The organism is Nocardioides sp. GCM10028917 (assembly GCF_042666175.1).
Taxonomy (GTDB): Bacteria; Actinomycetota; Actinomycetes; order Propionibacteriales; family Nocardioidaceae; genus Nocardioides.
In genome coordinates this window covers 285,050-312,047 of sequence record NZ_JBHTFL010000001.1, presented here as the reverse complement: position 1 = coordinate 312,047, position 26,998 = coordinate 285,050, and the positions used below count along the sequence as shown (strand labels likewise).

30 protein-coding genes, 1 other RNA gene and 1 riboswitch are annotated in these 26,998 nt (G+C 72.6%); of the genes, 21 read left to right on the top strand and 10 right to left on the bottom strand.

The features are described from left to right. Positions 1-3: 3 nt before the first annotated feature. The 11 genes from ACFQW6_RS01495 to ACFQW6_RS01445 all read left to right on the top strand — a co-directional run bounded on the left by ACFQW6_RS01495 (position 4) and on the right by ACFQW6_RS01445 (position 11,641). Positions 4-879: an amidohydrolase family protein gene (locus tag ACFQW6_RS01495; protein WP_378540418.1), complete on the top strand. Its 876-nt coding sequence runs from the start codon at positions 4-6 to the stop codon at positions 877-879. 229 nt (positions 880-1,108) lie between these two features. Continuing rightward, positions 1,109-2,242: an ROK family protein gene (locus tag ACFQW6_RS01490; RefSeq protein WP_378540416.1), complete on the top strand. Its 1,134-nt coding sequence runs from the start codon at positions 1,109-1,111 to the stop codon at positions 2,240-2,242. 56 nt (positions 2,243-2,298) lie between these two features. Further along, on the top strand, positions 2,299-3,591 hold the full coding sequence (locus tag ACFQW6_RS01485) for an extracellular solute-binding protein (RefSeq protein ID WP_378540414.1): 1,293 nt from the start codon (positions 2,299-2,301) through the stop codon (positions 3,589-3,591). 93 nt (positions 3,592-3,684) lie between these two features. Continuing rightward, positions 3,685-4,644 carry a carbohydrate ABC transporter permease gene (locus ACFQW6_RS01480; protein ID WP_378540413.1) on the top strand — a complete coding sequence of 320 codons (960 nt, stop codon included), beginning with the start codon at positions 3,685-3,687 and terminating at the stop codon, positions 4,642-4,644. Between the two features lie 67 nt (positions 4,645-4,711). After that, a complete protein-coding gene (locus ACFQW6_RS01475) occupies positions 4,712-5,551 on the top strand; it encodes a carbohydrate ABC transporter permease (RefSeq protein ID WP_378540412.1) in 840 nt (279 codons plus the stop codon). Then, the gene (locus tag ACFQW6_RS01470) at positions 5,548-7,056 is read left to right on the top strand and encodes a glycoside hydrolase family 3 protein (RefSeq protein WP_378540411.1); all 1,509 of its coding nucleotides are present in this window, start codon (positions 5,548-5,550) and stop codon (positions 7,054-7,056) included. The genes ACFQW6_RS01475 and ACFQW6_RS01470 overlap by 4 nt, the downstream gene beginning before the upstream one ends. Beyond that, positions 7,053-7,970, top strand: a complete 918-nt coding sequence (locus tag ACFQW6_RS01465) for an ROK family protein (RefSeq protein ID WP_378540410.1) — start codon at positions 7,053-7,055, stop codon at positions 7,968-7,970. Before ACFQW6_RS01470 ends, ACFQW6_RS01465 begins: the two co-directional genes overlap by 4 nt. A 67-nt stretch (positions 7,971-8,037) precedes the next feature. Continuing rightward, positions 8,038-9,810 (top strand): hemolysin family protein, encoded by a 1,773-nt coding sequence (locus ACFQW6_RS01460; protein ID WP_378540409.1) that lies wholly within the window; start codon positions 8,038-8,040, stop codon positions 9,808-9,810. Positions 9,811-9,879: 69 nt separating this feature from the next. Beyond that, positions 9,880-10,250: a transfer-messenger RNA gene (ssrA, locus tag ACFQW6_RS01455) on the top strand. Between the two features lie 135 nt (positions 10,251-10,385). After that, on the top strand, positions 10,386-11,135 hold the full coding sequence (locus tag ACFQW6_RS01450; protein ID WP_378540408.1) for a hypothetical protein: 750 nt from the start codon (positions 10,386-10,388) through the stop codon (positions 11,133-11,135). Positions 11,136-11,146: 11 nt separating this feature from the next. After that, complete coding sequence (locus tag ACFQW6_RS01445; RefSeq protein ID WP_378540407.1) at positions 11,147-11,641, top strand: RDD family protein; 495 nt, start codon at positions 11,147-11,149, stop codon at positions 11,639-11,641. A gap of 22 nt (positions 11,642-11,663) precedes the next feature. Here ACFQW6_RS01445 and ACFQW6_RS01440 read toward each other — a convergent pair whose 3' ends face one another. Together ACFQW6_RS01440 and ACFQW6_RS01435 are read right to left on the bottom strand one after the other, a co-directional pair. After that, positions 11,664-12,233, bottom strand: a complete 570-nt coding sequence (locus tag ACFQW6_RS01440; RefSeq protein ID WP_378540406.1) for a TerD family protein — start codon at positions 12,231-12,233, stop codon at positions 11,664-11,666. 49 nt (positions 12,234-12,282) lie between these two features. After that, a complete protein-coding gene (locus ACFQW6_RS01435) occupies positions 12,283-12,633 on the bottom strand; it encodes a nuclear transport factor 2 family protein (protein ID WP_378540405.1) in 351 nt (116 codons plus the stop codon). 79 nt (positions 12,634-12,712) lie between these two features. On the opposite strand from ACFQW6_RS01435, the gene ACFQW6_RS01430 reads away from it, so the two are divergent. Beyond that, positions 12,713-13,519, top strand: coding sequence for a MerR family transcriptional regulator (locus ACFQW6_RS01430; protein WP_378540404.1), 807 nt, complete (start codon positions 12,713-12,715; stop codon positions 13,517-13,519). Then, entirely contained in the window at positions 13,512-14,003 is a 492-nt protein-coding gene (locus tag ACFQW6_RS01425) for a GNAT family N-acetyltransferase (protein WP_378540403.1), read from the top strand. The genes ACFQW6_RS01430 and ACFQW6_RS01425 overlap by 8 nt, the downstream gene beginning before the upstream one ends. 9 nt (positions 14,004-14,012) lie before the next feature. On the opposite strand, the gene ACFQW6_RS01420 is transcribed toward ACFQW6_RS01425, so the two are convergent. The 4 genes from ACFQW6_RS01420 to ACFQW6_RS01405 form a co-directional block, all read right to left on the bottom strand. Next, complete coding sequence (locus ACFQW6_RS01420; protein ID WP_378540402.1) at positions 14,013-14,885, bottom strand: cobalamin-binding protein; 873 nt, start codon at positions 14,883-14,885, stop codon at positions 14,013-14,015. 9 nt (positions 14,886-14,894) lie between these two features. Beyond that, on the bottom strand, positions 14,895-15,410 hold the full coding sequence (locus tag ACFQW6_RS01415) for a putative immunity protein (protein WP_378540401.1): 516 nt from the start codon (positions 15,408-15,410) through the stop codon (positions 14,895-14,897). A gap of 36 nt (positions 15,411-15,446) precedes the next feature. Beyond that, entirely contained in the window at positions 15,447-16,157 is a 711-nt protein-coding gene (locus tag ACFQW6_RS01410) for an excalibur calcium-binding domain-containing protein (protein ID WP_378540400.1), read from the bottom strand. Positions 16,158-16,346: 189 nt separating this feature from the next. Then, entirely contained in the window at positions 16,347-16,952 is a 606-nt protein-coding gene (locus ACFQW6_RS01405; protein WP_378540399.1) for an MSMEG_6728 family protein, read from the bottom strand. A gap of 75 nt (positions 16,953-17,027) precedes the next feature. On the opposite strand from ACFQW6_RS01405, the gene ACFQW6_RS01400 reads away from it, so the two are divergent. Further along, positions 17,028-17,444, top strand: a complete 417-nt coding sequence (locus tag ACFQW6_RS01400; RefSeq protein WP_378540398.1) for an HIT family protein — start codon at positions 17,028-17,030, stop codon at positions 17,442-17,444. Between the two features lie 4 nt (positions 17,445-17,448). Here ACFQW6_RS01400 and ACFQW6_RS01395 read toward each other — a convergent pair whose 3' ends face one another. Further along, positions 17,449-18,501 (bottom strand): phosphatase PAP2 family protein, encoded by a 1,053-nt coding sequence (locus tag ACFQW6_RS01395; protein WP_378540397.1) that lies wholly within the window; start codon positions 18,499-18,501, stop codon positions 17,449-17,451. Positions 18,502-18,634: 133 nt separating this feature from the next. On the opposite strand from ACFQW6_RS01395, the gene ACFQW6_RS01390 reads away from it, so the two are divergent. From ACFQW6_RS01390 to ACFQW6_RS01380, 3 genes are all read left to right on the top strand, one after another. Beyond that, positions 18,635-19,402 carry an SDR family NAD(P)-dependent oxidoreductase gene (locus ACFQW6_RS01390; RefSeq protein WP_378540396.1) on the top strand — a complete coding sequence of 256 codons (768 nt, stop codon included), beginning with the start codon at positions 18,635-18,637 and terminating at the stop codon, positions 19,400-19,402. Positions 19,403-19,510: 108 nt separating this feature from the next. After that, positions 19,511-19,715: riboswitch (cyclic di-AMP (ydaO/yuaA leader) on the top strand. A gap of 3 nt (positions 19,716-19,718) precedes the next feature. Next, positions 19,719-20,267 (top strand): C40 family peptidase, encoded by a 549-nt coding sequence (locus tag ACFQW6_RS01385; protein ID WP_378540395.1) that lies wholly within the window; start codon positions 19,719-19,721, stop codon positions 20,265-20,267. Between the two features lie 163 nt (positions 20,268-20,430). Then, a complete protein-coding gene (locus ACFQW6_RS01380) occupies positions 20,431-21,456 on the top strand; it encodes a DUF3048 domain-containing protein (RefSeq protein WP_378540394.1) in 1,026 nt (341 codons plus the stop codon). Here the strand turns inward: ACFQW6_RS01380 and ACFQW6_RS01375 are convergent. Next, positions 21,440-22,084 (bottom strand): TetR/AcrR family transcriptional regulator, encoded by a 645-nt coding sequence (locus ACFQW6_RS01375; protein ID WP_378540393.1) that lies wholly within the window; start codon positions 22,082-22,084, stop codon positions 21,440-21,442. The genes ACFQW6_RS01380 and ACFQW6_RS01375 overlap by 17 nt on opposite strands. Before the next feature lie 107 nt (positions 22,085-22,191). Here ACFQW6_RS01375 and ACFQW6_RS01370 point away from each other — a divergent pair, with 107 nt between their 5' ends. The 4 genes from ACFQW6_RS01370 (at position 22,192) to ACFQW6_RS01355 (ending at position 25,495) form a co-directional block, all read left to right on the top strand. Beyond that, the gene (locus tag ACFQW6_RS01370) at positions 22,192-22,746 is read left to right on the top strand and encodes a YqgE/AlgH family protein (protein WP_378540392.1); all 555 of its coding nucleotides are present in this window, start codon (positions 22,192-22,194) and stop codon (positions 22,744-22,746) included. A gap of 23 nt (positions 22,747-22,769) precedes the next feature. Further along, positions 22,770-23,057, top strand: a complete 288-nt coding sequence (locus tag ACFQW6_RS01365; RefSeq protein ID WP_378540391.1) for a DUF3039 domain-containing protein — start codon at positions 22,770-22,772, stop codon at positions 23,055-23,057. A 92-nt stretch (positions 23,058-23,149) separates the two neighbouring features. Continuing rightward, positions 23,150-24,832, top strand: a complete 1,683-nt coding sequence (locus ACFQW6_RS01360) for a DEAD/DEAH box helicase (protein ID WP_378540390.1) — start codon at positions 23,150-23,152, stop codon at positions 24,830-24,832. A gap of 27 nt (positions 24,833-24,859) precedes the next feature. Beyond that, entirely contained in the window at positions 24,860-25,495 is a 636-nt protein-coding gene (locus ACFQW6_RS01355) for an IclR family transcriptional regulator (RefSeq protein WP_378540389.1), read from the top strand. A 36-nt stretch (positions 25,496-25,531) separates the two neighbouring features. On the opposite strand, the gene ACFQW6_RS01350 is transcribed toward ACFQW6_RS01355, so the two are convergent. Next, positions 25,532-26,419: a hypothetical protein gene (locus ACFQW6_RS01350; protein ID WP_378540388.1), complete on the bottom strand. Its 888-nt coding sequence runs from the start codon at positions 26,417-26,419 to the stop codon at positions 25,532-25,534. 92 nt (positions 26,420-26,511) lie between these two features. Next, positions 26,512-26,997, bottom strand: a complete 486-nt coding sequence (locus tag ACFQW6_RS01345) for an Lrp/AsnC family transcriptional regulator (protein WP_378540387.1) — start codon at positions 26,995-26,997, stop codon at positions 26,512-26,514. Position 26,998: the final 1 nt, after the last annotated feature.

The following is a 26,998-nucleotide window of genomic DNA, read 5'->3' as shown; positions in this document are numbered from 1 at the left end:
GGCTTGACTCCCGTCGACTTCGCGCAGGCCCTCGGCCTGCCCGGCCTGATCGACCTGCACACCCACTTCCTGCCGCCGCGGGTGATGGCCAAGGTCCGTGCGCAGTTCGACGCTGCCGGCCCACTGATCGGTCGGCCGTGGCCGCTGCACTACCGCGACGAGGACGAGGCCCTCGTCGAGGTGCTCCGCTCGTACGGCGTACGCCGCTTCACCGCGCTGCCCTACGCCCACAAGCCCGGCATGGCCGAGTTTCTCAACGACTGGGCGGCCGGGTTCGCGGAGCGGGTCCCCGAGGCCGCGGTGTGCGGCACCTTCTTCCCCGAGCCCGGCGTGACGGCGTACGTCGCCTCCCGCACGGCCGCATCAGCCCGGCGGGTCGAGGTCTGGAAGGTGCACGTGCAGGTCGGGGCATTCGCCGTCACCGATCCGCTGCTGGACGAGGCGTGGGGCGTCGTGGCGGACGCCGGGACGCCGGTGGTGCTGCACGCGGGCAGCGGCCCCGTGCCCACCGAGCACACCGGTCCGGGGCCGGTGGCGGAGCTGCTGGCGCGCCACCCACGGCTGCGGCTGGTGGTCGCGCACACGGGGGCGCCGGAGTACGCCGAGTTCCTGGCGTTGGCCGAGTCCCACGAGCGGGTGGCGCTCGACACCACGATGGCCTTCACCCCGTTCTTCGAGGAGATGGGCGGCGCCTATCCGCCCGACCTGCTGCCCCGGCTGCGCGACCTCGGGCTGGCCGGGAAGGTGCACCTCGGCAGCGACTTCCCCAACATCCCCTACCCCTACGTCGTCCAGCTCGAGTCGCTGGCGCGGCTGGGTATGGGGGAGGAGTGGCTCCGCGCCGTGTGCTGGGACAGCTCGGCCGCCCTCCTCGGCTGAGGCTCGTTGCTCCCGGCCTGAGCGGTGCATGAGGGGGATTCCGCGCCGCGGAAGTGCCCCCTGGCCACCGCTGTGGGGGTGTCGTACGCCGACGCGCAGGTGGGCGGTGTGTGAGGGGCGTTCCGGCTCTCCGGAGTACCCCTCAGCCACCGCTCGGGGACGGGAAGACCCCACGTCTTGATGCGCAGGTACTTGACGCAGGATATGTAAGTGCGCTGAACTAACTAACGTGACACCGCACACACCGGTCGGCCGCCAGCTCCGCCCACGGGGCAAGCTGCTCCAGGAGGACGCCCGCCGCCACCACCGATCGCTGCTGCTCCAGCAGCTGTTCCGAGAGGGGCCGGCGAGCCGCGCCGACCTCGCGCGCTCGAGCGGCCTGACCCGGGTCACGGTGTCCGACCTGGTCGGGGAGATGCTCACCGAGGGCTTCCTGGCCGAGCTCGGCGCTCCCGCGGAGTCGCGGGTCGGCAAGCCGCCGACCCTGGTCGGCCTCGCTCCTGACTCCCACCACATCATCGGCCTCGACCTCTCCGAGACCGACCGCATGTCCGGCGCGGTCGTCAACCTCGCCGGCACGGTCCAGGCGCGCCACGAGGTGCACCACGACGGCGCCGAGGGGGAGCAGGCGGTCGAGCTCGTCCTCGCCCTCGCCGCGCAGCTGATGACGATGACGGACCGCCCCGTCCTGGGCGTCGGCGTCGGCAGCCCCGGCGTCGTCGACGCCAACGGCACCGTCGTCGACGCGCCCAACCTCGCGTGGACCGACACCCCGCTCGCCGCCAGGCTCGCCGAGACGCTGGACGTGCCGGTGTTCGTCGCCAACGATGCCAACACCGCCGTCCTGGGCGAGCACACCTTCGGTGAGTCCGGCGACGGAGGGCTGATGGTGCTGCGCGTCGGCACCGGTGTCGGCGCCGGCCTGGTCCTCGGCGGGTCGCTGCTCCACGGCCACCTCGGCGCCGCGGGCGAGATCGGCCACGTCGTGGTCGATCCCGAGGGTGAGCGGTGCGCCTGCTCGCGCACCGGCTGCCTCGAGACGCTGCTCGCGGCGCCGCGGCTGCGACGCCGCGTCGGCGCGCCCGGAGTCGACGGCCCCGCCGTGCTGGCCGAGGTCGGCACCCGCCTGGGCGAGGTGCTCGCGCCGGTCGTCGCCGCGCTCAACCTGCACGAGATCGTGCTGAGCGGCCCCGCGGAGCTGCTCGACGGACCGCTGCTCGACGCGGCGGACCGGACCATCCGCGAGCGGACGATGCCGATCAGCTCGACAGGGCTGGCCGTCCGCACCTCCAAGCTCGGCGAGGACGTCGTGGTCGTGGGAGCGGCCGTGCTCGTACTCGCCGGGGAGCTGGGCGTCTCGTGAGCGCCTCTCGCCCCCACTTGGGAACCCACTGGAAGATCGATGGAAGGAACACTGTGGTGCGCATCAAGAAGTCATGGACCGGGGTGGCGGTCGCCGCGCTCGCGCTGACGACGCTCGCCGCGTGCGGCAGCGACGACGAGGGTTCGTCCACCGACGACGACGGCGGTGCCGAGTCGGCGGACATCCGCGTCTGGCTCAACGGCACGGACACTCCGCAGGAGGCCCGCGACTGGTTGAAGAAGACCTTCGAGGAGGACAACCCGGGGTCCACGCTGACCATCGAGCAGCAGGAGTGGGACGGCCTCGTCGAGAAGCTGACGACCGCGCTCTCCAGCGAGTCCGAGACCCCCGACGTCGTGGAGATCGGCAACACCCAGGCGCCGACGTTCACTTCGGCGGGCGCGTTCTCACCGCTGACCGACGAGCTCGACGACCTCGGGGGCGACGACCTGCTGCCCGGGTTCGTCGAGGGTGCGACGGTCGACGGCGAGACGTACGCCGTGCCGTACTACGCCGGCTCGAAGTACATCTTCTACCGCAAGGACCTCTTCGAGAAGTCCGGCATCGAGGTGCCCACGACGCTCGACGAGTTCGTCCAGGCTGCGGCGACCCTGAAGAAGGACAACCCCAAGCCGGGCAACTTCTCCGGCTTCTGGTTCCCCGGGCAGGACTGGCGCAACGGCGCGACCTTCGTGTGGTCCGCCGGCGGCGACCTGGCCGTCGAGGACGGGGGCGAGTGGACCGGCTCGCTGTCGTCGCCCGAGTCCGTGGCCGGCCTGGAGATGGCCCAGCAGCTCTTCACCGAGGCGTCGGGCGCACCCAAGGACGGCAACGAGGCCGACCCGTGGACCCCGTTCTGCGCCGGCGAGGTCGGCATGATGTCGACGCCCGGCTGGGTGAAGGGGCTCCTCGAGGACCCCGAGACCGGCTGCCCGGACGGCCACGCCAAGCAGGTCGGCGTCTTCGCGCTGCCCGGCCCGGACGGTGAGCCGGCGCCCGTGCTGCTCGGCGGCTCGGACATCGCCATCGCGGCCAAGTCGGCCAACCAGGACCTCGCCCAGGAGGCGGTCGAGCTGATGCTCAGCGAGGACTACCAGACGCTGATGGCCGAGGCCGGTCTCACGCCTGCCCTCACGTCGCTCGCCCCGCTCCTCGGCGACGACGAGTACGCCGAGGCCACCGTGGCCGCGGCGTCCAACGCCAAGCTCACGCCGGCCGCTCCGGGCTGGGCGACGGTCGAGGGCTCGCGGGCCCTGGAGGACCTCTTCAGCGCCATCGCCCAGGGCGGCGACGTGGAGGAGCTCGCAGCGAAGACCGACGAGCAGATGAACAGCCAGCTCAACGGCTGACGTCCGACGACGACCGGTGGGGGCGGCGCCAGCCGCTGCCCCCACCGGGGCGCGCCCGCGCGACAATCACACCGGCACAGGAGAGGAGGACCGATGAGCAGCACGCTCAGCGACACGACCCGTGACACCTCCACCGCGACCGTGACCGGCACGCCCCCCGGCCGCACCCGGCCAGGCCTGCTGCCGTACGCGCTCCTGGTCCCCGCCGTGCTGGCGCTGACGGTGGCGCTGGGCTACCCGCTCGTGCGCCAGGTCGTGCTGTCCCTGCAGGACTACGGCCTCGCCCAGCAGTTCGGCCAACCTCCGGAGTGGGTGGGCGCCAACAACTACCGCCGGCTCGTCGCCGACGGCTACCTGTGGCGGGTCACCCTCCGCTCCATCGCCTTCTGCCTCGTCAACGCGGCGCTCACGATGGCGATCGGCGTCGGCCTCGCGCTGCTGATGCGGCACATGTCGCGCGGCGTACGTCTCCTCGTGCAGACCGGGCTCCTGCTCGCGTGGGCGATGCCGGTCGTCGCCTCGCTCACGGTGTGGCAGTGGCTCTTCGACACGCAGTACGGCGTCGTGAACCACGTCCTCACCGGTCTCGGCCTCGACTACGAGGGTCACGGGTGGCTGCTGAGGCCGCTGTCCTTCTTCTTCGTCGCGACCGTGATCGTCGTGTGGATGAGCGTGCCGTTCGTCGCGTTCACGGTGTACGCCGCGCTCACGCAGCTGCCCGAGGAGCTGGTCGAGGCCTCCGAGATCGACGGGGCCGGTCCGGTCTCGCGCTTCCGCCACGTCGTGCTGCCGACCATCCGCCCGGTGCTGCTCGTCGTGGGCCTGCTGCAGATCATCTGGGACCTCCGCGTCTTCTCGCAGATCTACATCCTCCAGAAGGCGGGCGGCAGCGCCCGCGACACCAACCTGCTCGGCACCTACATCTACCGGCTCGGCATCGGCGGTGGTGAGTTCGGCATGTCGGCGGCCGTGGCGATCTTCATGCTCGCCCTCACGGTCGTGCTGACCGCGCCCTACGTCCGCGCCATGCTCCGACAGGAGGGGGAGGCATGAACACCCCACGACGTTCTTCGACTCCTCCGCTGCGCTCCTCCGGCGAACAACGCCGCGGGGGCCCCCGATGAGCCGGCCGACCCGCCGAGCCCTGCGCGTCACCGCCAACACGCTCGGTGTCCTCGCGTTCCTCGTCTCGGCCTTCCCCGTCTACTGGATGGTCAACAGCTCGTTCCTCGCGCGCAACGAGATCCGCAGCCCGACCCCTACCTGGGTGCCCTTCGGCGGCGACCTCGACAACTACCGCACGGTCTTCCGCACCGACCAGTTCCTCGACGCGCTCCAGGTCAGCCTCATGGTCACCGGCCTGACGATCACCGTCGCGCTGCTCTTCGCGTTCGTCGCTGCCGTGGCGGTGAGCCGGTTCCGGTTCCGCGGTCGGCTGTCGTTCATCATCACCCTGCTGGTCATCCAGATGATCCCGGTGGAGGGGCTGTTCATCAGCCAGTACAAGATGCTGGAGACGATGGACCTGCTCAACACCGTCGTCGGGCTCACGCTGGTCTACGTCGCCGGCGTGCTGCCCTTCACGATCTGGACCCTGCGCGGCTTCGTCGCGGGAGTGCCGTACGAGCTGGAGGAGGCCGCGATGATGGACGGGTGCTCGCGCGTGCAGGCGTTCTTCCGCGTGACGCTGCCGCTGCTCGCCCCCGGCCTGGTCGCGACCGGCGTCTTCGGCTTCATCCAGGCGTGGAACGAGTTCACCCTCGCGCTCGTGGTGATGACGCGTGAGGACCAGCGGACGCTGCCGCTGTGGCTGTCCACCTTCACCGACGTCAACCGCGGCACCGACTGGGGCGGGATCATGGCCGGCTCCACGCTCATCGCCGTGCCCGTCATCATCTTCTTCCTCGTCGTTCAGGGCCGGATGGTCAGCGGCCTCACCTCGGGAGCCGTGAAGGGATGAAAAACACCCCACGACGTTCTTCTCCTCCGCTGCGCTCCCCCGAACAACGCCGCGGGGACCCCGAGTCCATCGAGGGTCGCACCGATGATCTCGGCACCCTGGCGCTGCGCGTGCTGCTGCCCGGCTTCGCGGGCACGACGCTGCCCGACGCCTACCGGGCGCTGCTCGTGCAGGGCCTCGGCGGCGTCTGCTACTTCGGCAGCAACACCGCCGACGGCCCCGCCGCCCTGGCCGCCCTCAGCGCCGAGATCCGCGGCGCCAACCCCGCCGCCGTGGTCGCGGTGGACGAGGAGGGCGGCGACGTCAGCCGGCTGCACACCCGCGAGCCGAGCCCCGTGCTCGGTGCCGCGGCCCTCGGTGGCGCCGCCGACCTGGAGCTCACCGAGTCCGTCGGCCGCTGGGTGGGCCACGAGCTCGCGTCGGTGGGCGTCACCCTCGACCTCGCCCCGGACGCCGACGTCAACAGCGACCCCGGCAACCCCGTGATCGGCACCCGCAGTTTCGGCGTGGACCCCGAGCAGGTCGCCGCGCACGTCGCGGCCTGGACGCGCGGACTCCAGTCGACCGGTGTCGCGGCGTGCGCCAAGCACTTCCCCGGCCACGGCGACACCTCCACCGACAGCCACCTCGACCTGCCCCGCATCGACATCGACGCGGACACCCTCGCGGTCCGCGAGCTGGTGCCCTTCGACGCCGCGGTCGAGGCGGGCACCGCCGCCGTGATGACGTCGCACATCGTCGTGCCGGCGATCGATCCCGACCGTCCGGCGACCCTGAGCCCGCTCGTCCTCGGCATGCTGCGCGAGGTGCTCGGCTTCGACGGCGTGGTCGTCAGCGACGCGCTCGACATGGCCGGGGCGTCCGCCGCGCTCGGCATCCCGGAGGCGGCCGTGCAGGCCCTCGCCGCCGGGTGCGACCTCCTCTGCCTGGGCCCCGACAAGCCCGCCGCGCTGGTGCTCGAGGTCCGCGACGCGATCGTGGCTGCCGTCGGTGACGGCCGTCTGACGCACGACCGGCTCGCGGACGCCGCCCGTCGCGTCGCCGCGATGGGCGTGCCGGCGACCGCGACCCAGCCGGAGCTGCCCGACGCGTCACGACAGGCCGGTGCGGCCGCCTCGGCGACGCGGGTCGACGGCGACCTGCCCCACCTCGCCGGCGCCGCCGTCGTCAGCGTCGACACCGTGGCCAACATCGCGGTCGGCGACGTCGCGTGGGGCCTCCCGCCGGACCACCGCCTCGACCCGGTTTCGCTGGCGGACGGGCTGCCGGGCGCGGTCCCCGACGGCGTACCCCTCGTCGTGCAGGTGCGCGACGCGGGCCGACAACCCGAGGTGCTGGCCTTCCTGCGCGCACTCGCGGAGGAGGGCCGGCCGGCGGTCGTCGTCGAGTGGGGCTGGCCATCGACGCGCGACGTCGGGCTCACCACCATCAGCACGCGGGGCTCGTCCGCGCCGGGCGTCGCCGCGGTGACGCAGCTGCTGCGCGGGGCCGGGTGGACGCGGTGACCGCCGCAAGATCGGGCGCGCGGAGCGTCGGCCTCGACATCGGAGGCACCAAGACGCACGGCGTCGTGCTCGGCCAGGGCGGCACGGTCCTCGCCCAGGTCAGGGAGTCCACCCGCTCCGGCGCCGACGGGGTGGTCGCGACCGCGGCGCGGGTGTTCGAGGCCCTCGCCCGGGAGAGCGGCGGCCGCCTGGAGTGCGGCGTCGGTGTCGGCGTACCGGGACTGGTCGACAGCGAGCGCGGGGTGCTGCGGCACGCGGTCAATCTCGGCGTCAACGGCGACGACCTGCCGCTGCGCGACCTGCTGGCGGAGCGCCTCGGCGTGCCGGTGGTCGTGGAGAACGACGTGAACGCCGCCGCGCTCGCCGCCTGCGCGCTGGTCGAGGCCGACGACGTGGTCTACCTCAGCGTCGGCACGGGGCTGGCAGCCGGGCTGGTCGTCGACGGCCGGCTGCGTCGCGGCGAGCACGGCGCGGCCGGCGAGATCGGCCACCTGCCGGTCGACCCCGCGGGCGAGGCCTGCGGCTGCGGCCAGACCGGCTGCCTGGAGACCATCGCGTCGGGGCGGGCCCTCGCGCGGGCCTGGCCCACACCCGACGGACCGCCCGCCGCGGCGCTCTTCGCCGCCGCCGCCGCCGGAGACCCCGCGGCCGTGGCCGTGCGCGACCGCTTCTGCTGGGGCGTGGCCAGCGCGGTCCGCGCCCTCGGCCTGACGATCGATCCGGAGCGCATCGTGCTGGGCGGCGGTGTGGCCGAGGTCGGCGAACCGCTGCGCGAGCAGGTGGTCCGACAGCTGCGCTCGCTGGGGGAGGGGTCGCCCTTCCTCGCGTCGCTCGGCCTCGCCGACCGGCTCAGCATGGTTCCGCTGCACTACCCGGTCGCCGCGGTCGGCGCCGCGCTGGTGGCCGCTCGCTGAGCCCGGGCCACCCATCTCCCGCCTGCTGCGACGGCGTCGACGGGCGGCCCCGGGCTAGGTTGTGGCCGTGGAAGCCGGTACGTGGATCGACGTCCTGCTCGTGCTCGCGTTCATCCTCGTGGGCGGCGTGTTCGCCGCGACCGAGATCGCCCTGGTCTCCCTGCGCTCCGGCCAGGTCGAGCGCCTCGACACCCAGGGGGGCCGCGGGCACGCGGTGGCGTCCCTCGCCCGTGACCCCAACCGGTTCCTCTCGGCCGTGCAGATCGGCGTCACCGTGGCGGGCTTCTTCTCCGCCGCCTTCGGTGCCTCGACGCTCGCGCCGTCCTTCGCGCCCGTATTCGAGGGCCTCGGCGTCCCGGCGCCCGACACGGTGTCGCTGGTCGTGACCACCCTCGTCGTGTCGTACCTGTCGCTGGTCCTCGGTGAGCTCGTGCCCAAGCGGCTCGCGCTGCAGCGATCGGTGGGGGTCGCCAAGCTGTTCGCGCCGCCGCTCGGGAGGTTCGCCACCGTGATGACGCCGGTCATCTGGTTGCTGTCGCTCTCGACCAACCTGCTCGTCCGCCTCCTCGGCGGCAACCCCGACGCCGCCGGCGACGAGGTCGACGAGGAGGAGCTGCGGATGATGATCTCGGGCCACGAGGACATCCCCGAGGGCGAGCGGCGGCTCGTCGACGACGTCTTCGAGGCCGGTGACCGCTCGCTCAGCGAGGTGATGAAGCCGCGGGGCGACGTCGTGTTCCTGCGCGGTGACCTCTCCCTCGCCGAGGCCGTGGCCGTCATCGTCGACCAGCCCTACACCCGGTACCCGGTGACCGGCACGTCGTTCGACGAGGTGCTCGGCTACCTCCACCTCCGCGACGTGCTCGGCCGCGCGGACGACAGCTCGACCACCGTGGCCGACCTCGCCCGCGAGCTGCCGGTGCTGCCGCGCACCAACCGGGTCCTGCCCTCCATCGACCAGCTGCGCAGCCTCGGAGCGCACATCGCCCTGGTGGTCGACGAGTACGGCGGCACCGACGGCATCGTCACCCTCGAGGACCTCATGGAGGAGCTCGTCGGCGAGATCCACGACGAGTACGACACCGACGCCGAGATCGCCGCGTCGATGGACCCGACGACGGTCGACGCCGGGCTGACGATCGAGGAGTTCGGCGAGCGGACCGGTGTCGCGCTGGATGACGGGCCCTACGAGACGGTCGCCGGCTACGTGCTCCACCGCCTCGCGCGGTTGGGCGAGGTCGGTGACTCGGTGGTGGTCGAGGACCGGCGCCTCGAGGTCGTCGGGGTCGACGGCCGCCGCATCACGCGCGTACGCCTGCATGCCGCGCCCGCCCCGCCCGGAGAGGGCGATGCCGACGAGACGGACGAGCGCGCTGCGGGACCGACGCCCCAGCAGCGGGCGTTCGCCGACCACTTCGCCACCTGGGGGCTCTTCCTGCCCGACGACGCCGTCGCCGCGCACCGCGACGGGCACCTCAAGGGGCACGGCTGGTCGGTCCGGTTCCGGTGGCGCGAGGACGGCACGCTCCTGGTGCGGGCCGCCCACCGGATGACGGACGAGCGCCTCTTCGGGATCGCCCCCGACGGCAGCGACGTACCCCCCGACTGGGAGGTGCCGCACGGCGGCGTGGTCCATCACGTCGGGGCCACCGACCCGGAGAAGGCCGACGCCAGGGCCAGGCACGCCGGTGCCTGGACCGCGTACACCGAGGCCGTCCGAGAGGCCGGGCTCGACTTCGACCACGACGTCCCTGCCGACCTGGCCGTGGGCAACGACCGTCAGCTGTGGCGCCTCGACGACGACGTGTGGCACTCCGAGCCGCTGCGTCCGAGGGAATAGCGTTCGCCCCTCGTCGGTTGCGACCAGTAGACTCGGGCCGTGGGCTCGGGCCTGCTTGACAACACAAGAGGGGCTGATCGGTTTCGACTTGGGACGTTAGTTCCAGGGGAAGCGGGTCGAGAAGCCAGCGTCATCTCGTAAACGACCGCTGGAAAACCATAGTTGCCAACACCAATCGCAACGACTTCGCTCTCGCTGCCTGAGCAGTGATCGAAGGGTCTGACCGGGCACCCGTCTCCGTCCCGGATCCAGGCCTCATCTAGGAGACTTGCTGGTCACTCTCTGTCAGGAGGGGTGACCGGGACTCAATCCTGACTGGGCCTGTCGGCGACGTGTCTGTGCGAGCGCCGGGGCCGAGAAAAGCGACAACACTGACTGCACCCGGAGAAGACCTGGATCGACGCTCGAGGACCGGGGTTCGATTCCCCGCAGCTCCACGCCAAGCCCCATCAACGATGAGACCTCCCTGCCACGCGAGTCCGGCAGGGAGGTCTTTCGTCGTCCCCGGCCGACGCTGGTGCCGCTCATCCCGCACGGGTGAGGCGGGTTCGGCGACGCCGAAGCAGGCTGAGGGGATGACACCCCTGGTGCAGGCGCCACGAGTGCCTGTCGTGCCGGCCGTCCGGCCTCAGCCGCAACTGGTCCTCGACGTCGCCCTCGGCATGGCCGGTGTGGTCGTCGGCACCGGGGTCGCGGTGGGTCGCGCGGTCGTGGACCTTCCCCTGCTGCACCGGAGGATGATCTGGCGCCCGAGCTTCGTCCCCGAGCGCTGGCAGCCGGCCTCGCTGCTCGACGACGCGGCCCTCCTCGGTGCGGCTCGCCGGGCCGAGATGGTACGAGCGGCGCAGGCGCTGCTCGACCACTGGACGCCCGCCATCGTGGAGCTCATCGTCTCCCGCCTCGACCTGACCGGGCTGGTCATCCGCCACGTCGACCTCGACGACGTCGTGCGGGCGGTGGACATCGAGGCGGTCGTCGACCGCGTCGACCTGGACGCGATCGTGACGCGGATCGACCTCGATGCAGCAGTCGCCGGTGTCGACCTCGATGCCGCCGTGGGCGGTGTCGACATCGATGCGATCGCCGGCAGGCTCGACGTCGACGCGGTGATCGGCCGGATCGACCTGGTCGCGATGGTCGAGGAGGTGATCGCCGCCATCGACCTGCCCGCCATCATCCGTGACTCGACCGGCTCCATCACGTCGGAGACGATCCGGGGTGCGCGAATGACGGGGATCTCGGCTGACGAGGCCATCAGCCGGAGTGTCGAGAACCACCTGTTCCGTCGCCGTCGCAGGCGCGTCGCTCCCGCGGACCCGCTGTGAACGAGCCGGAGATGCTGGGCGTCCCCCGGGAGGCGCGGTCCTACCAGGGCGCCAGTGCCGGAGTCGTCACGCGTCTGGCAGCCGGCATCGTCGACGTCCTCCTGGTGGCGGTCTCCGTGGCCGGCACCTACGCCGCCTGGGCGGCAGTCCGGTTCGTGCTCGAGCCGCGGGAGTTCCGCATGCCCGACCCCTCGCTCCTGTGGATCGTGATGACCTTCTTCGGCTACCTGGTGCTGTACCTGACGGTGGCCTGGTGGATGGCGGGTCGCAGCATCGGCGACCACGTCTGGGGGGTCCGGGTGACGAGCAGGAGCGGCGTCGAGCTGGGGCTGGCCCGCGCGTTCGTACGGGCAGTGGCGTGCGCCGTCTTCCCCGTGGGTCTGCTCTGGTGCGCGATCGACCGCGACCGTCGCTCGCTCCAGGACCTGGTGCTGCGCACCTCGGTGGTCTACGACTGGATGTCCCATCCCTCCGGCCGGTGGGCGGCGAGCCCAGAGGCCGGCTGAGGACCCCGCCGTCACCCCGCCGTCAGAGGAGGAAGGGCACGAGCGCCTCGATCGAGTCCGTCGGCGTCTTCAACGCGATGCCGGTGCCGATCGTACGGAGCTTCCAGACCGGTCCGTCGCGGAACAGCTTCGCCATGACGAGCCCCGTCTCGCGGACCCCGAGCGTGAGGGTGAAGCGGGCGAGCTCGGTGCCGTCGTGGTCAACGAGACGGCAGTAGGCGTTGCGGATGAACTCCAGTGAGTGGCCCTGGTAGCTGCTGACCATGAACAGGATCGCGTCCACCCGAGGGTAGACGCGACCCAGGTCCACGGTGATGACCTCGTCGTCACCCTCACCCTTGCCGGTGGTGTTGTCGCCGAGGTGCACCACGGAGCCGTCCCGGGTGGCGAGGTGGTTGAAGAACGCCAGGTCGAAGAACTGGTCGCCGGCGAACTGCACGGCCGAGGCGTCGAGGTCGATCGGCGGTGCTCCGCTGCCGATGAACCCGGCCGTGGGGGAGTGGTCCCAGCCGACGGCCATCTGCACGGTGGTCAGGCTCGACCCGTCCTCGGTGGTGAGGGTGAGCTCCTGCCCCTTGGCCAGCTCGATCACGGGTCGCTCCTCCGGTCGATGACGCTCTGAACGTACAGGAACGACCCGATCAGCCGCCGATCTCCAGCTCGGTGATGAGGCCGTCGGCGAGGGTGAAGCGGTAGTCGAGGTCGACGACGCCGCCGGGGAAGTCGCCCTCCAGGTGGTTGACGGCGACCCAGTGGGTCTCGTCGATCCGCCGACCGCCGAGCAGCTCGGTGGTGTAGGTGAACTCCCCGCCCTGGTGGCGCAGGAAGGCGAGCACCTCGGTGGCGCCGCGGAACGTCTCGCCCTGGTCCCGGACGACGGCGGTGGGGGCGAAGGCCCGGGCGGCGGCGTCCGCGTCGCGGGCGGCGTGGTCGACGAGGAAGGTGCGGATGGTGGCGGGGAGCTGGCTGGGTGTCACATCTGTCGTGGTCATGACCACCACGCTGTGGCGTACACCCGCGGGAGGGTCAAGCACTGGACCCTCCCGCAGGGGGAGGGTGCACACTGCGCGCATGCTGGCGATCGGCGAGTTCTCGCGACTGACCCACCTGAGCGTGCGCACGCTGCGCCGCTACCACGACGCGGACCTGCTGGTGCCGGCCACCGTCGACCCCGCCAGCGGCTACCGCTACTACAGCGTCGACCAGATCCCGACCGCCCAGGTCATCCACCGGCTCCGAGAGCTCGACGTCCCGCTGCCCGAGGTCCGACGCATCGTGTCCTCGTCCGACCCCGACACACGCGCACGTCTCGTCGCCGAGCACCTGCACCGCCTCGAGTCGGAGCTGGACCGCACGCGCGCTGCCGTGGCGTCTCTGCGCCGGCTGCTTGCACCCGAGCCCGCCCCCGTCCACGTCGAGCTCCGGTCGGTCCCGGCGACCGAGGTCGCGGCGGTCGAGGGCGACGTGGCGCAGGACGAGGTCCTGGGCTGGTACGCCGGAGCGATGGCCGAGCTGGACGCGATGGTCCGCGAGCCGGCCGGGGCGCCGGGTGGGGTGTACGACAACGCCCTCTTCGAGGTCGGCCGCGGCCACGTGCTGGTGCACGTGCCGACGCCCGAGGCCCCGCGGGCCGGGCGGGTGCATCCCGTCGTGCTGCCGCCGGTCGAGCTGGCGGTCGCCACCCATGTCGGGAGCCACGACGACATCGAGGTCACCTACGGCGAGGTGGGCGCGTGGGTGGTGGGCAACGCGCTCGCGGTGGCCGGGCCGATCCGGGAGACCTACCTCGTCGGCCCGCGGGACACCGTCGACCCGAGCCGCTGGCGCACCGAGATCGGCTGGCCGGTGTTCCGGGTCGCCGGGGGTCGGGATGGGTGACCTCATCGACCCCGCCGCGATCCGCATCGCCGCGCTCACGCGGGCGCACGCCGAGGACCTGGCCACCTGGCGCTACGAGCCGCCGTACGACGTCTACGACCTCACCGGAGCCGATCCCGACGAGCTGCTCGACCCGGCGCTCGGCTTCCACGCGGTGCTGGCGGGGGAGCGCCTCATCGGCTTCCGGTCGTTCGGACCGGACGGGCAGGTGCCGGGGTGGGACTACGACGACGCGGCGCTCGACACCGGCGGCGGGCTGCGGCCCTCGCTCACGGGGCAGGGTCTCGGGCGTGCGGTGATCAGGGCCGGGCTCGCGTTCGGCCGCGCCACGTACGCGCCGCCGGCGTTCCGGGTGACGGTGGCGTCGTTCAACGTGCGTGCGCGTCGCACCGTCGAGTCGCTCGGCTTCGAGCGGGTCGGGTCGTTCGCCGCACGACGCGACGGACGACGGTTCGACGTGCTGGTGCGTCCGGAGGGCGGCTGACGACTGCCGTCAGACCGAGCGAGCGTGCGCCGACGGGGCGACCGACCGAGGGTGCAGGATCCCGGCGAGCGCCTCGACGCCGTCGACGAGTCGCGGACCCGGGCGTGCGAAGTGCCCGTCGGCGTCGACGGCCCACACCGGCACGCCGGGGAACCGGTCGCGCACCTCCTTCGCGAGCGTGACCCCTCCCTCGAGGTCGAAGCCGCACGGCGCGCAGACCACGACGTCCGGCTCGGAGGCGACGGCGTCGTCCCAGGTGATGCGGCTCGACCTCGTGCCCGCGACGCCCAGGGTGGGCTCGCCGCCGGCGCGGGTGACCATCTCCGGGATCCAGTGCCCGGGCGCGAAGGGCGGGTCGGTCCACTCGAGCACCAGAACGCGGGGCCGGTCGAGGCCCGCGACGCGTTCGGCGACGGACGAGAGGCGTGCCTCGAGCTCGGTCACCAGCACGGTCGCCTGCTCGTCGCGGCCCGTCCTTCGCCCGAGCTCGGTGATCGACGCCAGCACGTCGTCGAGGGTGTGCGGGTCGACCGTCGCCACCTCCGCGCGGCACCCGAGGAAGCCGAGCGCCTCGTCGACGGTGCCGACGTCCACCGCGCAGACGGCGCAGAGGTCCTGGGTGACGACCAGGTCGGCGTCGAGCTCGGCGAGCGCGTCGGCGTCGAGGCGGTAGAGGTCCTCGCCCGCCGCGAGCGCCGCGGCGACGAAGTCGTCGATCTCCTTCGGCCCGAGCCCCTCCGGCATCGCCGACGTCGAGACCACGCGCCGCTCGCGGGCGGCCGGCGGGTGGTCGCACTCGAACGTGACACCCACGACGTCGTCACCCGCCCCGATCGCGAACAGGATCTCCGTGGCGGAGGGGATCAGCGAGACGATGCGCACCGGGGCAGCCTAAACGTCGAAGACGTCCCAGCAGATCGCGTTGCGCCGGCGCTGGTCCTCGAGCACCAGGTCGCGCACCTCGTCAGGGAGGCGGTCGCGCTGCCACCGGCACTCGTCGCGGCGCGCCTCCTCCTCGTGCCCCGCCGGGGCGGCCGCCACGGCGGCCTTGATGGCGTACGCCGCTGCCCCCAGGTCGTGCTCGGCGACGTGGGCGACCACCGCGCCCTGCCCGGCGGCGTACGCCGCGAAGCGTGGTGCCCCCCGCAGGTCGCGAGCCGCACCCATGGCGTGCCCGCCGAGCGCGCGGGTCTGCATCATCGCCAGCTCGCCGCGCGTCCAGGCACGCGCGGCCGCGATCGCCTCACGCGGCCGGCGGTCGTCGGGCCGGGCGGCCTCGAAGACCCCGAGCACGTGCTCGGCGCACGCGGCTGCCCACAGCGCGAGCCGGTGGTGGTCCTCGTCGGTCAGCGAGCCGCCGCGCCTGACGGTGACCAGGCGCGGGTCACGCACGGCCGGCAGGATCATGGCCCGACGCTAGCGCCAAGGAGGCTCAGGGCGTCGTCACCAGCAGCCGTGCCACGCACCCCGCGCGTGGTCGCGGGCGTGGTGGATGGCGCGCACGTACTCGCGGTGCCGGGTGACGGGCGTGCCGCCGAAGACGTAGGGCCGGGTGAAGCCGTCCCAGGCCTGGCGGAACGAGAGGTCGCCGTACCCGCCCTGGCGCTGCACGTAGCGCAGCAGTCGGCCGTAGCGGTCCTTCGCGGCCTGGGTGCGGTCGGACACGAGGTGGACGGTTGAGCCGACCGGGGCGAGCCTGCGGAGGTTGGCGGTGGCGTCGTCCGCGCCGCAGCGGCCCCGCTCGGGGGTGTCGATCCCGAGCATGCGCACGGAGACCTGCGCCCCGCCGCGCAGGCGGACGTGGAGCGTGTCGCCGTCGACGACACGGACGACGTTGCCGGTCTCGCGGTAGGTCCGGGGCCCCTGCTCGGCGTGGGTCTGGGTGCTCCCGGTGTCGGCGAGCGGCTGCGGGGCGGTGTTGCCGCGGCCGATGCACGGGCACGGGTTGGACTCGCACGCGACGCCGTCGCCGTCGTCGTCGAGGCGGTGCGGGTCGCCGCTGCCGGTGCCCAGGAAGAAGTTCTGCGCAGCGGCCTGGCTGGCGAAGTCGCCGCAGTCGCGGTCGATGACGGCAGAGGCAGGCGCCGGCGCCGAGAGGCCGAGGCCCAGGGCGACGATGGCGAGCGCGAGCGCGCGGACGAGCTGGTGGTGCATGTGTTCCCCCACGGAAGTCGGTGGTGCTGACACCGAAGGTTCACACCGAAGGGGCCCGCGCGTGGGTGGAACGGGCGAAGTTTCCTCCCGTCAGGTGAAGTACGGGTCGACGCCCCGAGAACCGCCGCTGGGGAACGGGGCGCAGGCCGATCGGGGGCTCGCGGCTGCACCTGGTTCCCCACGCGCAGGCTACGACCCGCGCCGCGTCTGCCACCCCTTCTTCGCGGCGCGGCTACGCCGGCGGCGGGCACGTTCGGCCTCCTCCAGCAGGCGCTCGGCAGCGCGCTGCTCGCGTCGTACGGCGTTCTCCGCCCGGCGCCGCTCGGCCTCGACCACGGCGGGGGAGCGGACGGGCCACACGTAGGGGAGGTCGTCGGGTGCGTCGGGGAAGCGCGGGCGGTAGAAGTCGGGGTCCTTGCGCACCAGCGCGGACCGGTGGCTGCGGTGCAGGTCGGCGTCGCCCAGCCACGGCGGCAGGCCGCCGGCGCCCGCGAGCTCCGCCTGCGTGCGCACGGTCGTCACCCCTGCTGCGGCGAGGTCCGCCGCGATCGTGGCGGCGCACGTGTCCCCGAACCCGAGCTCGAGCCACACCTCGCAGCACACGAAGCCGTAGCGGCCGAGCGCCTCCTCGTAGCCCTTCCACATGAGCGCTGCCGGGTGGTTGGCCCAGCCGTAGCCCGCGACCGTCAGGGCGCGGACCACCTGGATGGTCTCGACCCGCTGCTTCCCGAGCCGCTTCTGGTCGAGCGCGCGCGCCGACGCCTCGAAGTCCGGGTAGGGGAGGAACGTCTGCACCCCGTCGAGGCTAGGCACGGCGCGGGGCGTCGCGCCCCACCCCGACGGTCGGTGCCCCGTGGCACCATCCCTGACGTGGACGGATGCGTGTTCTGCCAGATCATCGCGGGCGAGGTGCCCGGGCACCTCGTGCTGGAGACCGACGACCTGGTGGCGTTCCTCGACACCCGGCCGGTGTTCAAGGGACACGTCCTGCTCGTGCCGCGCACCCACCTCGAGACGCTCCCGGACCTCCCCGCGGCGCAGCGCGACGGGTTCCTGGCGGCGGCCCAGCGGCTCGCGACGGCGGTCAAGGACGCGCTCGGCGCACAAGGCTCGTTCGTGGCCATCAACAACACGGTCAGCCAGTCCGTCCCGCACCTCCACCTCCACGTGGTCCCGCGCACCAAGGGCGACGGCCTGCGCGGCTTCTTCTGGCCGCGCACGAAGTACGGCGACGGCGAGGCGGCGGCGTACGCCGAGCGGCTCCGGGACACCCTCGCGACCGGCTGACCGGTCAGGAGCGGACCTGCTCCGCCTCGCGGGCTCGGGCCTCGCCGAGCGACCACGTCCGGTCGCGGCGCCGGAGCGGGTGGCCGGTCGTCCAGGCGGCGAGCACCAGGGACAGCGTGCCGACGGCGAACCCGCCGAGGACGTCGACGAAGAAGTGCCACCCGAGGTAGACGGTGGACAGGCAGGTCAGCGCGGCGAAGGCCCAGCCGGACAGGCGCACCCAGCGGGGGAGCCGGAGCAGCTCGGCCACCAGGCAGGTGGTGACCGTGATGGCCACGTGCAGCGACGCGAAGGCGGCGACGGTCTGCACGGCGCGGGTGTCCCAGGCGTCGGCCAGCACGGCGACGCGGTCGTCAAGCAGCAGGTCCTGCACCGAGGTGTTGAACGTGTGGGGCAGGTCGGCGAACTCCTGCGGGCGCGAGTAGATCGGCCCGAGGGACGGGACGAGGTAGTAGACGGCCGCGCCGAGCAGCCAGTTGAAGGACACGGCCGTGACGTAGAGCGCGCCGGTGATGGAGCGCCGGGTCCACACCAGCGCGATCGCCAGGGCCGCCGGCACCAACCCGATCCACAGCACGTAGACCCCGGACAGCAGCCACGCGACCCAGCCGGTGCCGAGCACGTGGTGGAGGACGACGGCCGGGTCGTGGCCCAGCCACAGCAGGCGGTCGAGCCGGTGCAGCTCGGTGTCCCAGAGGCGCTCGTTGACGAACGGCAGGTAGCCCTTGAGGTTGCGGAACGCGACGTAGGCGACGTACCACGCCACCAGCCCGCTCAGGGTGAACCACAGCTGCTCCCGCGTCCACCGGGCGCGGACCACCGAGCGCAGCGCCGCCCAGGCGCCGGGACGCGGTGTCGTGCGGGTGTACGCCGCCCACCGCGCGACGACGTCGAGGAGCACGGCGGCCAGCACGATCACCGGGAGCCGCACCCACGTCGGGACCGAGACGCCGTCGGGGTCGCGCACGGGCAGGTCGTAGGCGGCTGCGACCACCCACGTGGTCACCGCCATGGCGACGGCGACGCCGATCGCGCCGCGGAAGTACCCCCGTCCCATGCGTGGAACGGTATGGCACCTGCCGCGGCAGCGCGAGCGGTCTGCACCGGATCTCCACAAGTCGGGTGAGCCCCCCGCGACGCCACGCACTACCCTCACGGACAGACGTCACCGAGCCTGAGGAGTCATCGAGATGGGTCGCTACGACCGCCGTGTCGCCGTCATCACCGGAGCAGCGCGAGGCATCGGCTTCGGCATCGCGCAGCGCCTCGCGAGCGAGGGCGCCTCCATCGCGGTCCTCGACCTCGACGAGGCCGCCGCCCAGGAGGCCGCCGGCCGTCTCGAGCTTGCCGACGGCGCCCGGGCGGTGGGCATCGGCTGCGACGTCGTCGATGCGGCCGCCGCGGAGGCCTCCGTGCAGCGGGTGGTCGACGAGCTCGGCGGGATCCACGTGCTGGTCAACAACGCCGGCATCACCCGCGACAACCTGCTCTTCAAGATGACCGAGGACGACTGGGACCTGGTGATGAACGTCCACCTCAAGGGCGTGTTCAACATGACCAAGGCCGCGCAGGCCCGGTTCGTGGAGCAGAAGTACGGCAAGATCCTCAACCTGTCGAGCGTCTCCGCCCTCGGCAACCGCGGCCAGGCCAACTACTCCGCGGCGAAGATGGGCATCCAGGGCCTCACCCGCACGCTCGGCATCGAGCTCGGCCCGTTCGGCATCACCGCCAACGCCATCGCGCCGGGCTTCATCGCCACCGAGATGACCGACGCCACCGCGCGCCGCCTCAAGATGGAGCCCGAGGAGCTGCAGCGCCTCAACGCCGAGGCGACGCCCGTGCGGCGCGTCGGGCAGCCCGAGGACATCGCTGCCGCCGCCGCGTTCCTGTGCAGCGACGAGGCGTCGTTCATCACCGGTCAGACGCTGTACGTCGACGGCGGCCGCAAGCTCGGCTGAGCGCGGTCGGGCGTGATCCTGGCCACGTCCGACGCTCGTGGGCGTGACCTCTTTTTGCGTGCTTTGGGGTCGTCTGTCACCTTGGTGAGCGGTCGAAAGACCCAACCGTCCCGGGCTACGCCGAGTCCTGCCCGGCCGGGACGACCCCCGAGACACACCGGGGCAGGAGTGGGGGACCCACAGGTTCCACCGCCGGTCATCGACCGGCTCGGGGCGAAGCCGCCCGCCTCTCGTCAGCACGACGGGAGCGCGGTGCCAGGGCACTTTCCAGCCCTAGCCCGACAGCTCACCTCACAGGCGTGGGAAAGGAACAACCATGCCTGCGACCCCTCGCATCGTGCGAGCCTCCGCGCTCGCCCTCGCCGGGCTCGGCCTCACCGCATCGACGATGAGCGCCCTGCCCGCAACCGCCGCCACTGGTGGCGACACCTCCGTCACGACCACCACCACGGCGAAGAAGAAGGCCGGGACGGTCAGCGCCAGGAAGCGCGTGGCCAACCGGGTGCTCAGCGCGCGCAACATCGCGATGGCCCAGCGCGGTGACGCCTACGCGTACGGCGCTGCCGGCCCGGCGAGCTTCGACTGCTCCGGCCTGATCCGCTACGCGTACAGCCGGGCCGGGCTCGCCGTGCCGCGGACCTCGAGCGCCCAGGCTGCTGCTGCGCGTCGCATCGCCAAGAAGGACCTGCGCTCCGGCGACCTGATGTTCTTCTACGGCAGCGGCGGGGTCTACCACGCCGCGATCTTCCTGCGCTGGTCGCGCGGGCACGCCGTGATGGTGCACTCACCGGGCTCGGGGCAGCGCGTACGCGTCGCCGTCCCGTGGACGTCCGCGTGGTTCGCCGGGACCCTGCGCCGCGCCTGAGCGGCGCCCGCACCCGGGTGACAGGCCCGGATTGGTAGGTACTTCCTGCTGATCTACCCTGTGGCGCGCCTTCCCTGATCGGTGAGGGCGCGCCCCCAGACTTTCCAGAGAACTGCCGAACCCGAGCCCCCGGCTCGACACCCCCGCTCGATCGGAGCCCCCCGTGCGTCACCGTCGCCACCTCTCGTCGCCCCGTGCGATCGTCGCCACCCTCGCGGCGGCCACGCTGCTCCTCGCCGGCTGCAGCGGCGGCGGCGACGACCCGGCCCCGAGCGCGTCCGCCTCCTCCGAGCCGACCAGCTCGGAGACGACCGAGGCGCCGCCGGAGCCGACGTACTGGCCCCTGACCGGGCTCGAGCGCAAGGGCGACGCGCCCCGACACCCCGTCGTCGTCACCAAGGTCGACAACACGTCCTCCAGCGCCCCGCAAGTGGGCCTCGGCTCGGCCGACCTCGTCGTCGAGGAGCTCGTCGAGGGCGGCTACACCCGCCTCGCGGCGTTCTACTACTCGAAGGTGCCCGCCGCCATCGGCCCGGTCCGCTCGATGCGCGCCAGCGACATCGGGATCGTCCCGCCCGGCGCGACCGTGGTGACCAGCGGCGCGGCCCCGGTCACGATCAACCGGATCAAGGGCGCCGGCATCCCGTGGATCACCGAGGGCGAGGCCGGCGTCTACCGCGAGACGTCGCGCTCGGCGCCCTACAACCTCTTCGCCCGGCTCGGTGACATCTCCAAGCGCCTCAAGGCCGAGGAGGAGCCGCCCCCCTACCTCCCGTGGGGCGACGAGGCCGACCTGCCGAAGGGCGCGAAGGCCAGCACGCTCACCGCGGACTTCGGTGCCCACTCGACCAGCTGGCAGTTCCAGCAGGGCGGCTACGTCAACACCGACTCCTACGCCGCGGAGGGCGACCAGTTCCCGGCCGACTCGGTGCTCGTGCTGCGGGTCCGCGTCGGCGACGCGGGCTACCGCGACCCGGCCGGCTACCCGGTCCCGGAGACCAAGTTCGAGGGCAAGGGCGCCGCGCTGCTCTTCCACGGCGGCCGCGTCGTGAAGGGCACCTGGACCAAGGACGGCCTGACGGGCGCGATCGAGCTCGCCACCAAGGGCGGCGACCTCACGGTGCCTGCCGGCCACGTGTGGGTGGAGCTCGTCCCGGCCGTCAACGGCAACGTCACGTTCGCGAAGTAGCCCCCGGCGCCAACGCTCCGGCGCCTTCGTCGAGGAGGCGCTGGAGCCCGGCGAGGATGACGCCGATCGCCGCCTCGACCCGCAGCGCCGCGGCGGCGGGGTCGTCGCTGACGGCGACCGAGCCTCCCGCAGCCGACATGGCGCCGAAGAAGATGCGGGTGAACGTGTCGAGCATGGCGTCGTCGAGGTCTCTTCCCTCGGCGGTCAGCACCGAGCGCACGATCTCGTCGACGAGGGCGTACGTCGAGCGCTCCTCCTGCTCGCGGTAGCGCTCGTGGCCGAGGACCGAGGGGCCGTCGGAGACGACGACCTGGCGGTAGCCCGGCTCCTGGACCGCCTCCAGGAAGGCCCGCATCCCGGCCTGCGCCTTGTCCCACGGGTCCGGGTGCCCCGCGGCCGCGTCGGCGATCCCCGTCGTCGCCCTGGACTGCACCCGCTCGAAGGCCGCCTCGAAGATCGCCTGCTTGCCGCTGAAGTGGTGGTAGAGCGCGCCCTTGGTGACGTCGGCGCCCGCGGCGATGGCGTCCAGCGACGTCGCGGAGTAGCCGTGTGCGGTGAAGAGACGCTCGGCCACCTCGACGAGCGCCTGCTTGGTCGCCTCGGAGTAGCGCTGCCGCCGGGTCTCCATGGATCGCAGCCTAGGTGACCCCGGCGTCGCCCCGGTCCGCTTCGGAGGGTCCGGCCGCGGCTCGCGCGGGTGGTGTGCCACGGCGCGGGGTCGGCCATAGTGGATCCATGCAGCTCGCTTCGGGGATGTTGCTGGTGGCGACGCCGGCGCTGCAGGACCCCAACTTCGCCGACACGGTCGTGCTGCTGCTCGACGTCACCGAGGAAGGCGCCCTCGGCGTGGTCCTCAACCGGCCCTCCCAGATCCTGGTCGCCGACGTCCTCGAGCCGTGGCGTGACGTGGTGGCGGAGCCGGAGGTGCTGTTCCGCGGCGGGCCGGTCGGGACGGACGGCGCCCTGGCCGTCGGCGCGCTGCGCGACCCCGGCGACCCGCCCGTCGGGTGGCGGCCGGTCGCCGGGCTGCTGGGCATGGTCGACCTCGACACCCCGACCGAGCTCGTCGACGGCACGCTGAGCGCGATGCGTGTCTTCGCCGGTTACGCCGGCTGGGGCGCGGGCCAGCTCGACGGCGAGGTCGAGGAGGGCAGCTGGTACGTCGTCACCAGCGAGGCCGCCGACGCGTTCCGCGACGACCCGAGCGGCCTGTGGCGCGACGTGATGCGCCGGCAGCCCGGCATGCTCGCCTGGCACGTGAACCGCCCCGTCGATCCCGACTTGAACTAGTCCTCGCGTTAGGGTTGTCCATCATGAGCACCATCGGATTCTCGCCGGGCACCGAGACGATCGAAGAGCGTCAGACCGTCCCGACGGACGAGGGTGACCACGAGCGGTTCTCGCACTACGTGCCGAAGGACAAGCTCACCGAGGCGATGGTCATGGGCACCCCCGTGATCGCGCTGTGCGGCAAGGTGTGGGTGCCCTCACGGTCCCCTGAGAAGTACCCGGTCTGCCCGGAGTGCAAGGAGATCTGGGACTCGATGAACCCGGGCAAGTCCGGCGGCGACGGCTCCGACGGCTCGGGCCCCGAGGCGTGACGGGGCGGCCCGACGCGCCGCTGCCTCCCGCGTGGCCCGACAGGGCTGCCTGGGGCACCGCGCCCTCCCTCCGTGCCTGGCAGCAGGCGGCGATGGACGCCTACCAGTCCCGTCAGCCGCGCGACTTCCTCGCGGTGGCGACCCCCGGCGCCGGGAAGACCACCTTCGCGCTGACCGTGGCGGCCGACCTGCTGAGCCGTCGCATCGTCGACCGGATCACGGTGGTGGCACCCACCGAGCACCTCAAGACCCAGTGGGCGGAGGCCGCGGCCCGAGCCGGCATCCCGATCGACCCGACCTACTCCGCGGGCAAGGGCCGCACCTCCGACGACTACGTCGGCATCGCGGTCACCTACGCCGGTGTCGCGGTCAACCCGCTCGCGATGCGGATCCGCACCGAGCGCTTCAAGACGCTGGTGATCCTCGACGAGATCCACCACGCCGGCGACGCGCTGTCGTGGGGCGAGGGGGTCCGTGAGTCGTTCGACCCGGCCACCCGCCGGCTCGCGCTGACGGGGACGCCGTTCCGCTCCGACATCAACCCGATCCCGTTCGTCAGCTACGCACCCGGCGACGACGGCATCCCGACCTCGTCGGCCGACTTCACCTACGGCTACGCCCACGCGCTAGCCGACCACGTCGTGCGGCCGGTGCTCTTCATGGCCTACTCCGGCGAGATGCAGTGGCGCACGCGCGCCGGTGACGAGGTCGTCGCCCGGCTTGGCGAGCCGCTGACGAAGGACATGCACGCGCAGGCGCTGCGTACGGCCCTCGACCCCCGCGGGTCGTGGATCCCCGCGGTGCTGGAGGCGGCCGACCGGCGGCTCTCGGAGGTACGCCGCCACGTGCCCGACGCCGGTGGCCTGGTCATCGCCGGCGACCAGGAGACCGCCCGCGCCTACGCGGCGCTGCTGAAGAAGATCAGCGGCGAGACGCCGACCGTGGTGCTGTCGGACGAGAAGGGCTCCTCGAAGAAGATCGAGAAGTTCACCCACTCCGAGCAGCGCTGGATGGTCGCGGTCCGGATGGTGTCCGAGGGTGTCGACGTGCCGCGCCTGGCCGTCGGGGTGTGGGCGACCACGGTGTCGACGCCGCTGTTCTTCGCGCAGGCCGTGGGCCGCTTCGTGCGCGCCCGGTCGCGCGGCGAGACCGCGTCGGTGTTCCTGCCCTCGGTGCCGCACCTGCTCGAGTTCGCCTCCGACATGGAGGCGCAGCGTGACCACGTGCTGGGCCGCCGGGTCAACGACGAGGACGACATCTTCGCCGCCGAGGAGGGTCTGCTCGCCGCGGCCAACGCCGAGGACGCCGCGTCCGGCGAGCTCGAGATGTCATGGGAGGCGCTCGGCTCGACCGCGTCCTTCGACCACGTGCTCTACGAGGGTGCGCAGTTCGGCCACTCCGGCGAGGTGATGGCCGGCTCGGAGGAGGAGATGGACTTCCTCGGCATCCCGGGCCTGCTCGAGCCCGACCAGGTGCGTGAGCTGCTGCACTCGCGGCAGAGCGAGCGCGCCCGCAAGCAGAAGGCCGATGGTGGGGGCGACCGCATCGTCGACTCGGTGCAGGAGCTCAGCACGCACCAGCAGCTCGGCGTGCTCCGGCGCGAGCTCAACGGCCTCGTCGCGGCCTGGCACCACCGGACCGGTCAGGCCCACGGCATCACCCACAACGCGCTCCGCAAGGAGTGCGGCGGGCCGCCGGCGGCCGTCGCCAACGCCGAGCAGCTGCACGAGCGGATCAACCGGATCCGCGAGTGGGCCGTGCGCAAGACCTCCTGAGCCTGGATCCGCTGCCATAGTGGGCGTGTGCCCACCGAGACCTCGCAGACGCTCGACCGCGGCCTGCGCGTCCTGCGCGTGCTGGCCGAGAGCCCCGAGGGCCTGACGGTCACCGAGCTCTCGAACCGCCTCGAGGTCAACCGCACGGTCGTCTACCGGCTGATCAGCACCCTCGAGCAGCACGGGCTGGTCCGCCGCGACGCGCGCTCCCGGCTCTTCGTCGGGCTCGGCGTGCTGCACCTGGCCAGCGGCGTGCAGCCCCTGCTGCGCGACCTCGCGATGCCGGTGCTGCGGGGGCTCGCGGAGTCGCTCGGCTCGACCGCCCACCTCACCGTGGCCGACGGTGAGGAGGCGCTCGCGCTCGCCGTCGTCGAGCCGTCGTGGACCGACTTCCACGTCTCCTACCGGGTCGGCGCCCGCCACCCGCTGACGCAGGGCGCGGCCGGGAAGGCCATCGGGCTGGTGGAGCGGGACGAGGCGGCGTACGCCGTCACGAGCGGGGAGCTGCAGACCGGCGCCCGCGGCCTCGCCGCGCCCGTGCGGGGCGTCGACGGACTGCGCGCCAGTGTCGGCGTCGTGACGCTCGACGGCGCCATCGACGAGGACGTCGTGGCACCCCAGGTGATCGCCGCCGCGGCGGCCGTCGCCGAGCGGCTCAGGTGAGACGGGCGGGGGCGACGCACCCCCGCCCGCCACGTGTCACCGGCAGGTGACCTCCACGCGGTAGGTCACGTCGGCGCCGGCCCGCCAGACCGCCACGTCGACCGCCACCCGGTAGAGGCCGTCCTTGCCGGCCCGGACGTTCTCGCCGCGGGCGCCGCGCACCTTGCTGATCGTGCACCCGTCCTGGTCGCCCACCGTCACCACGTGGGTGCCCGGCTCGACGGCCTCGATGTGCGCCTCGCGGAAGGCGAGCAGCTCCGGGGCGTACTCGGAGTACTTCACGTTGGACGCGCCGTTGGTGTCGGTCCAGTAGGCCGCCATGCCGAGCTGGGCGACGCCGTTCTTCCAGAAGCGGGCGTCGATCTCGACCGTCGCGTCCTCGAGGACCTTGAAGTTGTCGGTCTTGCTCTGCCTCGGCACGAAGCAGTGCTTGTTGCCCGCGGTATCGCAGTCGTAGGACCCGATCGGCGTGACCCACACCTTGTAGACGCCACCGTTGTTGGGCGTGTTGTTGTAGGGGAACAGCTGTACTGTCGCGCCGCCGTCCTCCCCGTCCTCGCCCGTCACGTGCGGACAGGTGCCCGTGGCGTCCTGGATGACGCCGCCGACCACGGTGAACTGGCGGCACTCGATCGGGTCCGTGGACAGGAGCGTCCTGCCGCTCGGGTCGGTGACCTGGAAGTAGTAGGTGCCGTCGGGCAGACCCGCTGCGTCGTCGGGTGCGTTGATGCCCGGACCGCCGTTGAGGTAGACGTCCTCCTTGCTGGCGTAGTGGTTGAGGTTGACCGGCTCGCCGCTGGAGTCGGACGTGAAGATCGCACCGCTCACCGGTGCGGGATCGGGAGCAGCCGATGACGGCTGGCTCGTGACGAGGAGGGCGGCCATGGAGACCAGGGCGGCCGCGACAAGAGGTGTTCGAGACATGACACTCCTAACGGGGGGATGAGTGTGACCGAGATGTCGTACGACCTCTCGACGCTAGGTCGACCCCGCCCCCGGGGCATCGCCACAATCAGTCAAACGTGGTCAAGTCGGGTGGCCGCGCGCGCCAGTGGCACGACGCGGTAGGGGATCTGCGTCGCCAGCGCGATGACGGTCGTCGAGCGGTCGATGCCGGGCTCGGTCAGCACCAGGTCGATCACCCGCTGGAGGTCGGCGTTCGAGCGCGCGACGACGCGTGCCCACATGTCGCCGGCGCCGGTGATCGTGTAGGCCTCGAGCACCTCGGGGATGCCGGCGAGGTGGGCGGCGACGGCGTCGTGGCCGCCGCGGTCGGCGGAGCCCTGCCGGATCTCCAGGGTCAGGAACGCCGTCACGGGGTAGCCGATCGCCTCGGGGGAGAGGTCCGGCCCCCAGCCCGTGATCACCCCGGCCGCGGCGAGCTTGTCCAGCCGCGCCTGCACGGTCCCGCGGGCGATGCCGAGCCGCCGGCTCGCCTCGAGCACGCCGAGCCGCGGCTCGCTGGCGAACAGATCGATCAACCTGCCGTCGATCACGTCCATG

What these genes read in the sequence shown, in the direction of transcription:
- ACFQW6_RS01445 (WP_378540407.1), top strand. Translation starts at nt 11,147, where the DNA reads ATGCTGGGCGTCCCCCGGGAGGCGCGGTCCTACCAGGGCGCCAGTGCC.
- ACFQW6_RS01390 (WP_378540396.1), top strand. Translation starts at nt 18,635, where the DNA reads ATGGGTCGCTACGACCGCCGTGTCGCCGTCATCACCGGAGCAGCGCGA.
- ACFQW6_RS01345 (WP_378540387.1), bottom strand. Translation starts at nt 26,997, where the DNA reads ATGGACGTGATCGACGGCAGGTTGATCGATCTGTTCGCCAGCGAGCCG.
- ACFQW6_RS01450 (WP_378540408.1), top strand. Translation starts at nt 10,386, where the DNA reads ATGACACCCCTGGTGCAGGCGCCACGAGTGCCTGTCGTGCCGGCCGTC.
- ACFQW6_RS01415 (WP_378540401.1), bottom strand. Translation starts at nt 15,410, where the DNA reads ATGATCCTGCCGGCCGTGCGTGACCCGCGCCTGGTCACCGTCAGGCGC.
- ACFQW6_RS01385 (WP_378540395.1), top strand. Translation starts at nt 19,719, where the DNA reads ATGCCTGCGACCCCTCGCATCGTGCGAGCCTCCGCGCTCGCCCTCGCC.
- ACFQW6_RS01360 (WP_378540390.1), top strand. Translation starts at nt 23,150, where the DNA reads ATGGACGCCTACCAGTCCCGTCAGCCGCGCGACTTCCTCGCGGTGGCG.
- ACFQW6_RS01425 (WP_378540403.1), top strand. Translation starts at nt 13,512, where the DNA reads ATGGGTGACCTCATCGACCCCGCCGCGATCCGCATCGCCGCGCTCACG.
- ACFQW6_RS01370 (WP_378540392.1), top strand. Translation starts at nt 22,192, where the DNA reads ATGCAGCTCGCTTCGGGGATGTTGCTGGTGGCGACGCCGGCGCTGCAG.
- ACFQW6_RS01430 (WP_378540404.1), top strand. Translation starts at nt 12,713, where the DNA reads ATGCTGGCGATCGGCGAGTTCTCGCGACTGACCCACCTGAGCGTGCGC.
- ACFQW6_RS01410 (WP_378540400.1), bottom strand. Translation starts at nt 16,157, where the DNA reads ATGCACCACCAGCTCGTCCGCGCGCTCGCGCTCGCCATCGTCGCCCTG.
- ACFQW6_RS01470 (WP_378540411.1), top strand. Translation starts at nt 5,548, where the DNA reads ATGAAAAACACCCCACGACGTTCTTCTCCTCCGCTGCGCTCCCCCGAA.
- ACFQW6_RS01475 (WP_378540412.1), top strand. Translation starts at nt 4,712, where the DNA reads ATGAGCCGGCCGACCCGCCGAGCCCTGCGCGTCACCGCCAACACGCTC.
- ACFQW6_RS01480 (WP_378540413.1), top strand. Translation starts at nt 3,685, where the DNA reads ATGAGCAGCACGCTCAGCGACACGACCCGTGACACCTCCACCGCGACC.
- ACFQW6_RS01375 (WP_378540393.1), bottom strand. Translation starts at nt 22,084, where the DNA reads ATGGAGACCCGGCGGCAGCGCTACTCCGAGGCGACCAAGCAGGCGCTC.
- ACFQW6_RS01435 (WP_378540405.1), bottom strand. Translation starts at nt 12,633, where the DNA reads ATGACCACGACAGATGTGACACCCAGCCAGCTCCCCGCCACCATCCGC.
- ACFQW6_RS01350 (WP_378540388.1), bottom strand. Translation starts at nt 26,419, where the DNA reads ATGTCTCGAACACCTCTTGTCGCGGCCGCCCTGGTCTCCATGGCCGCC.
- ACFQW6_RS01365 (WP_378540391.1), top strand. Translation starts at nt 22,770, where the DNA reads ATGAGCACCATCGGATTCTCGCCGGGCACCGAGACGATCGAAGAGCGT.
- ACFQW6_RS01395 (WP_378540397.1), bottom strand. Translation starts at nt 18,501, where the DNA reads ATGGGACGGGGGTACTTCCGCGGCGCGATCGGCGTCGCCGTCGCCATG.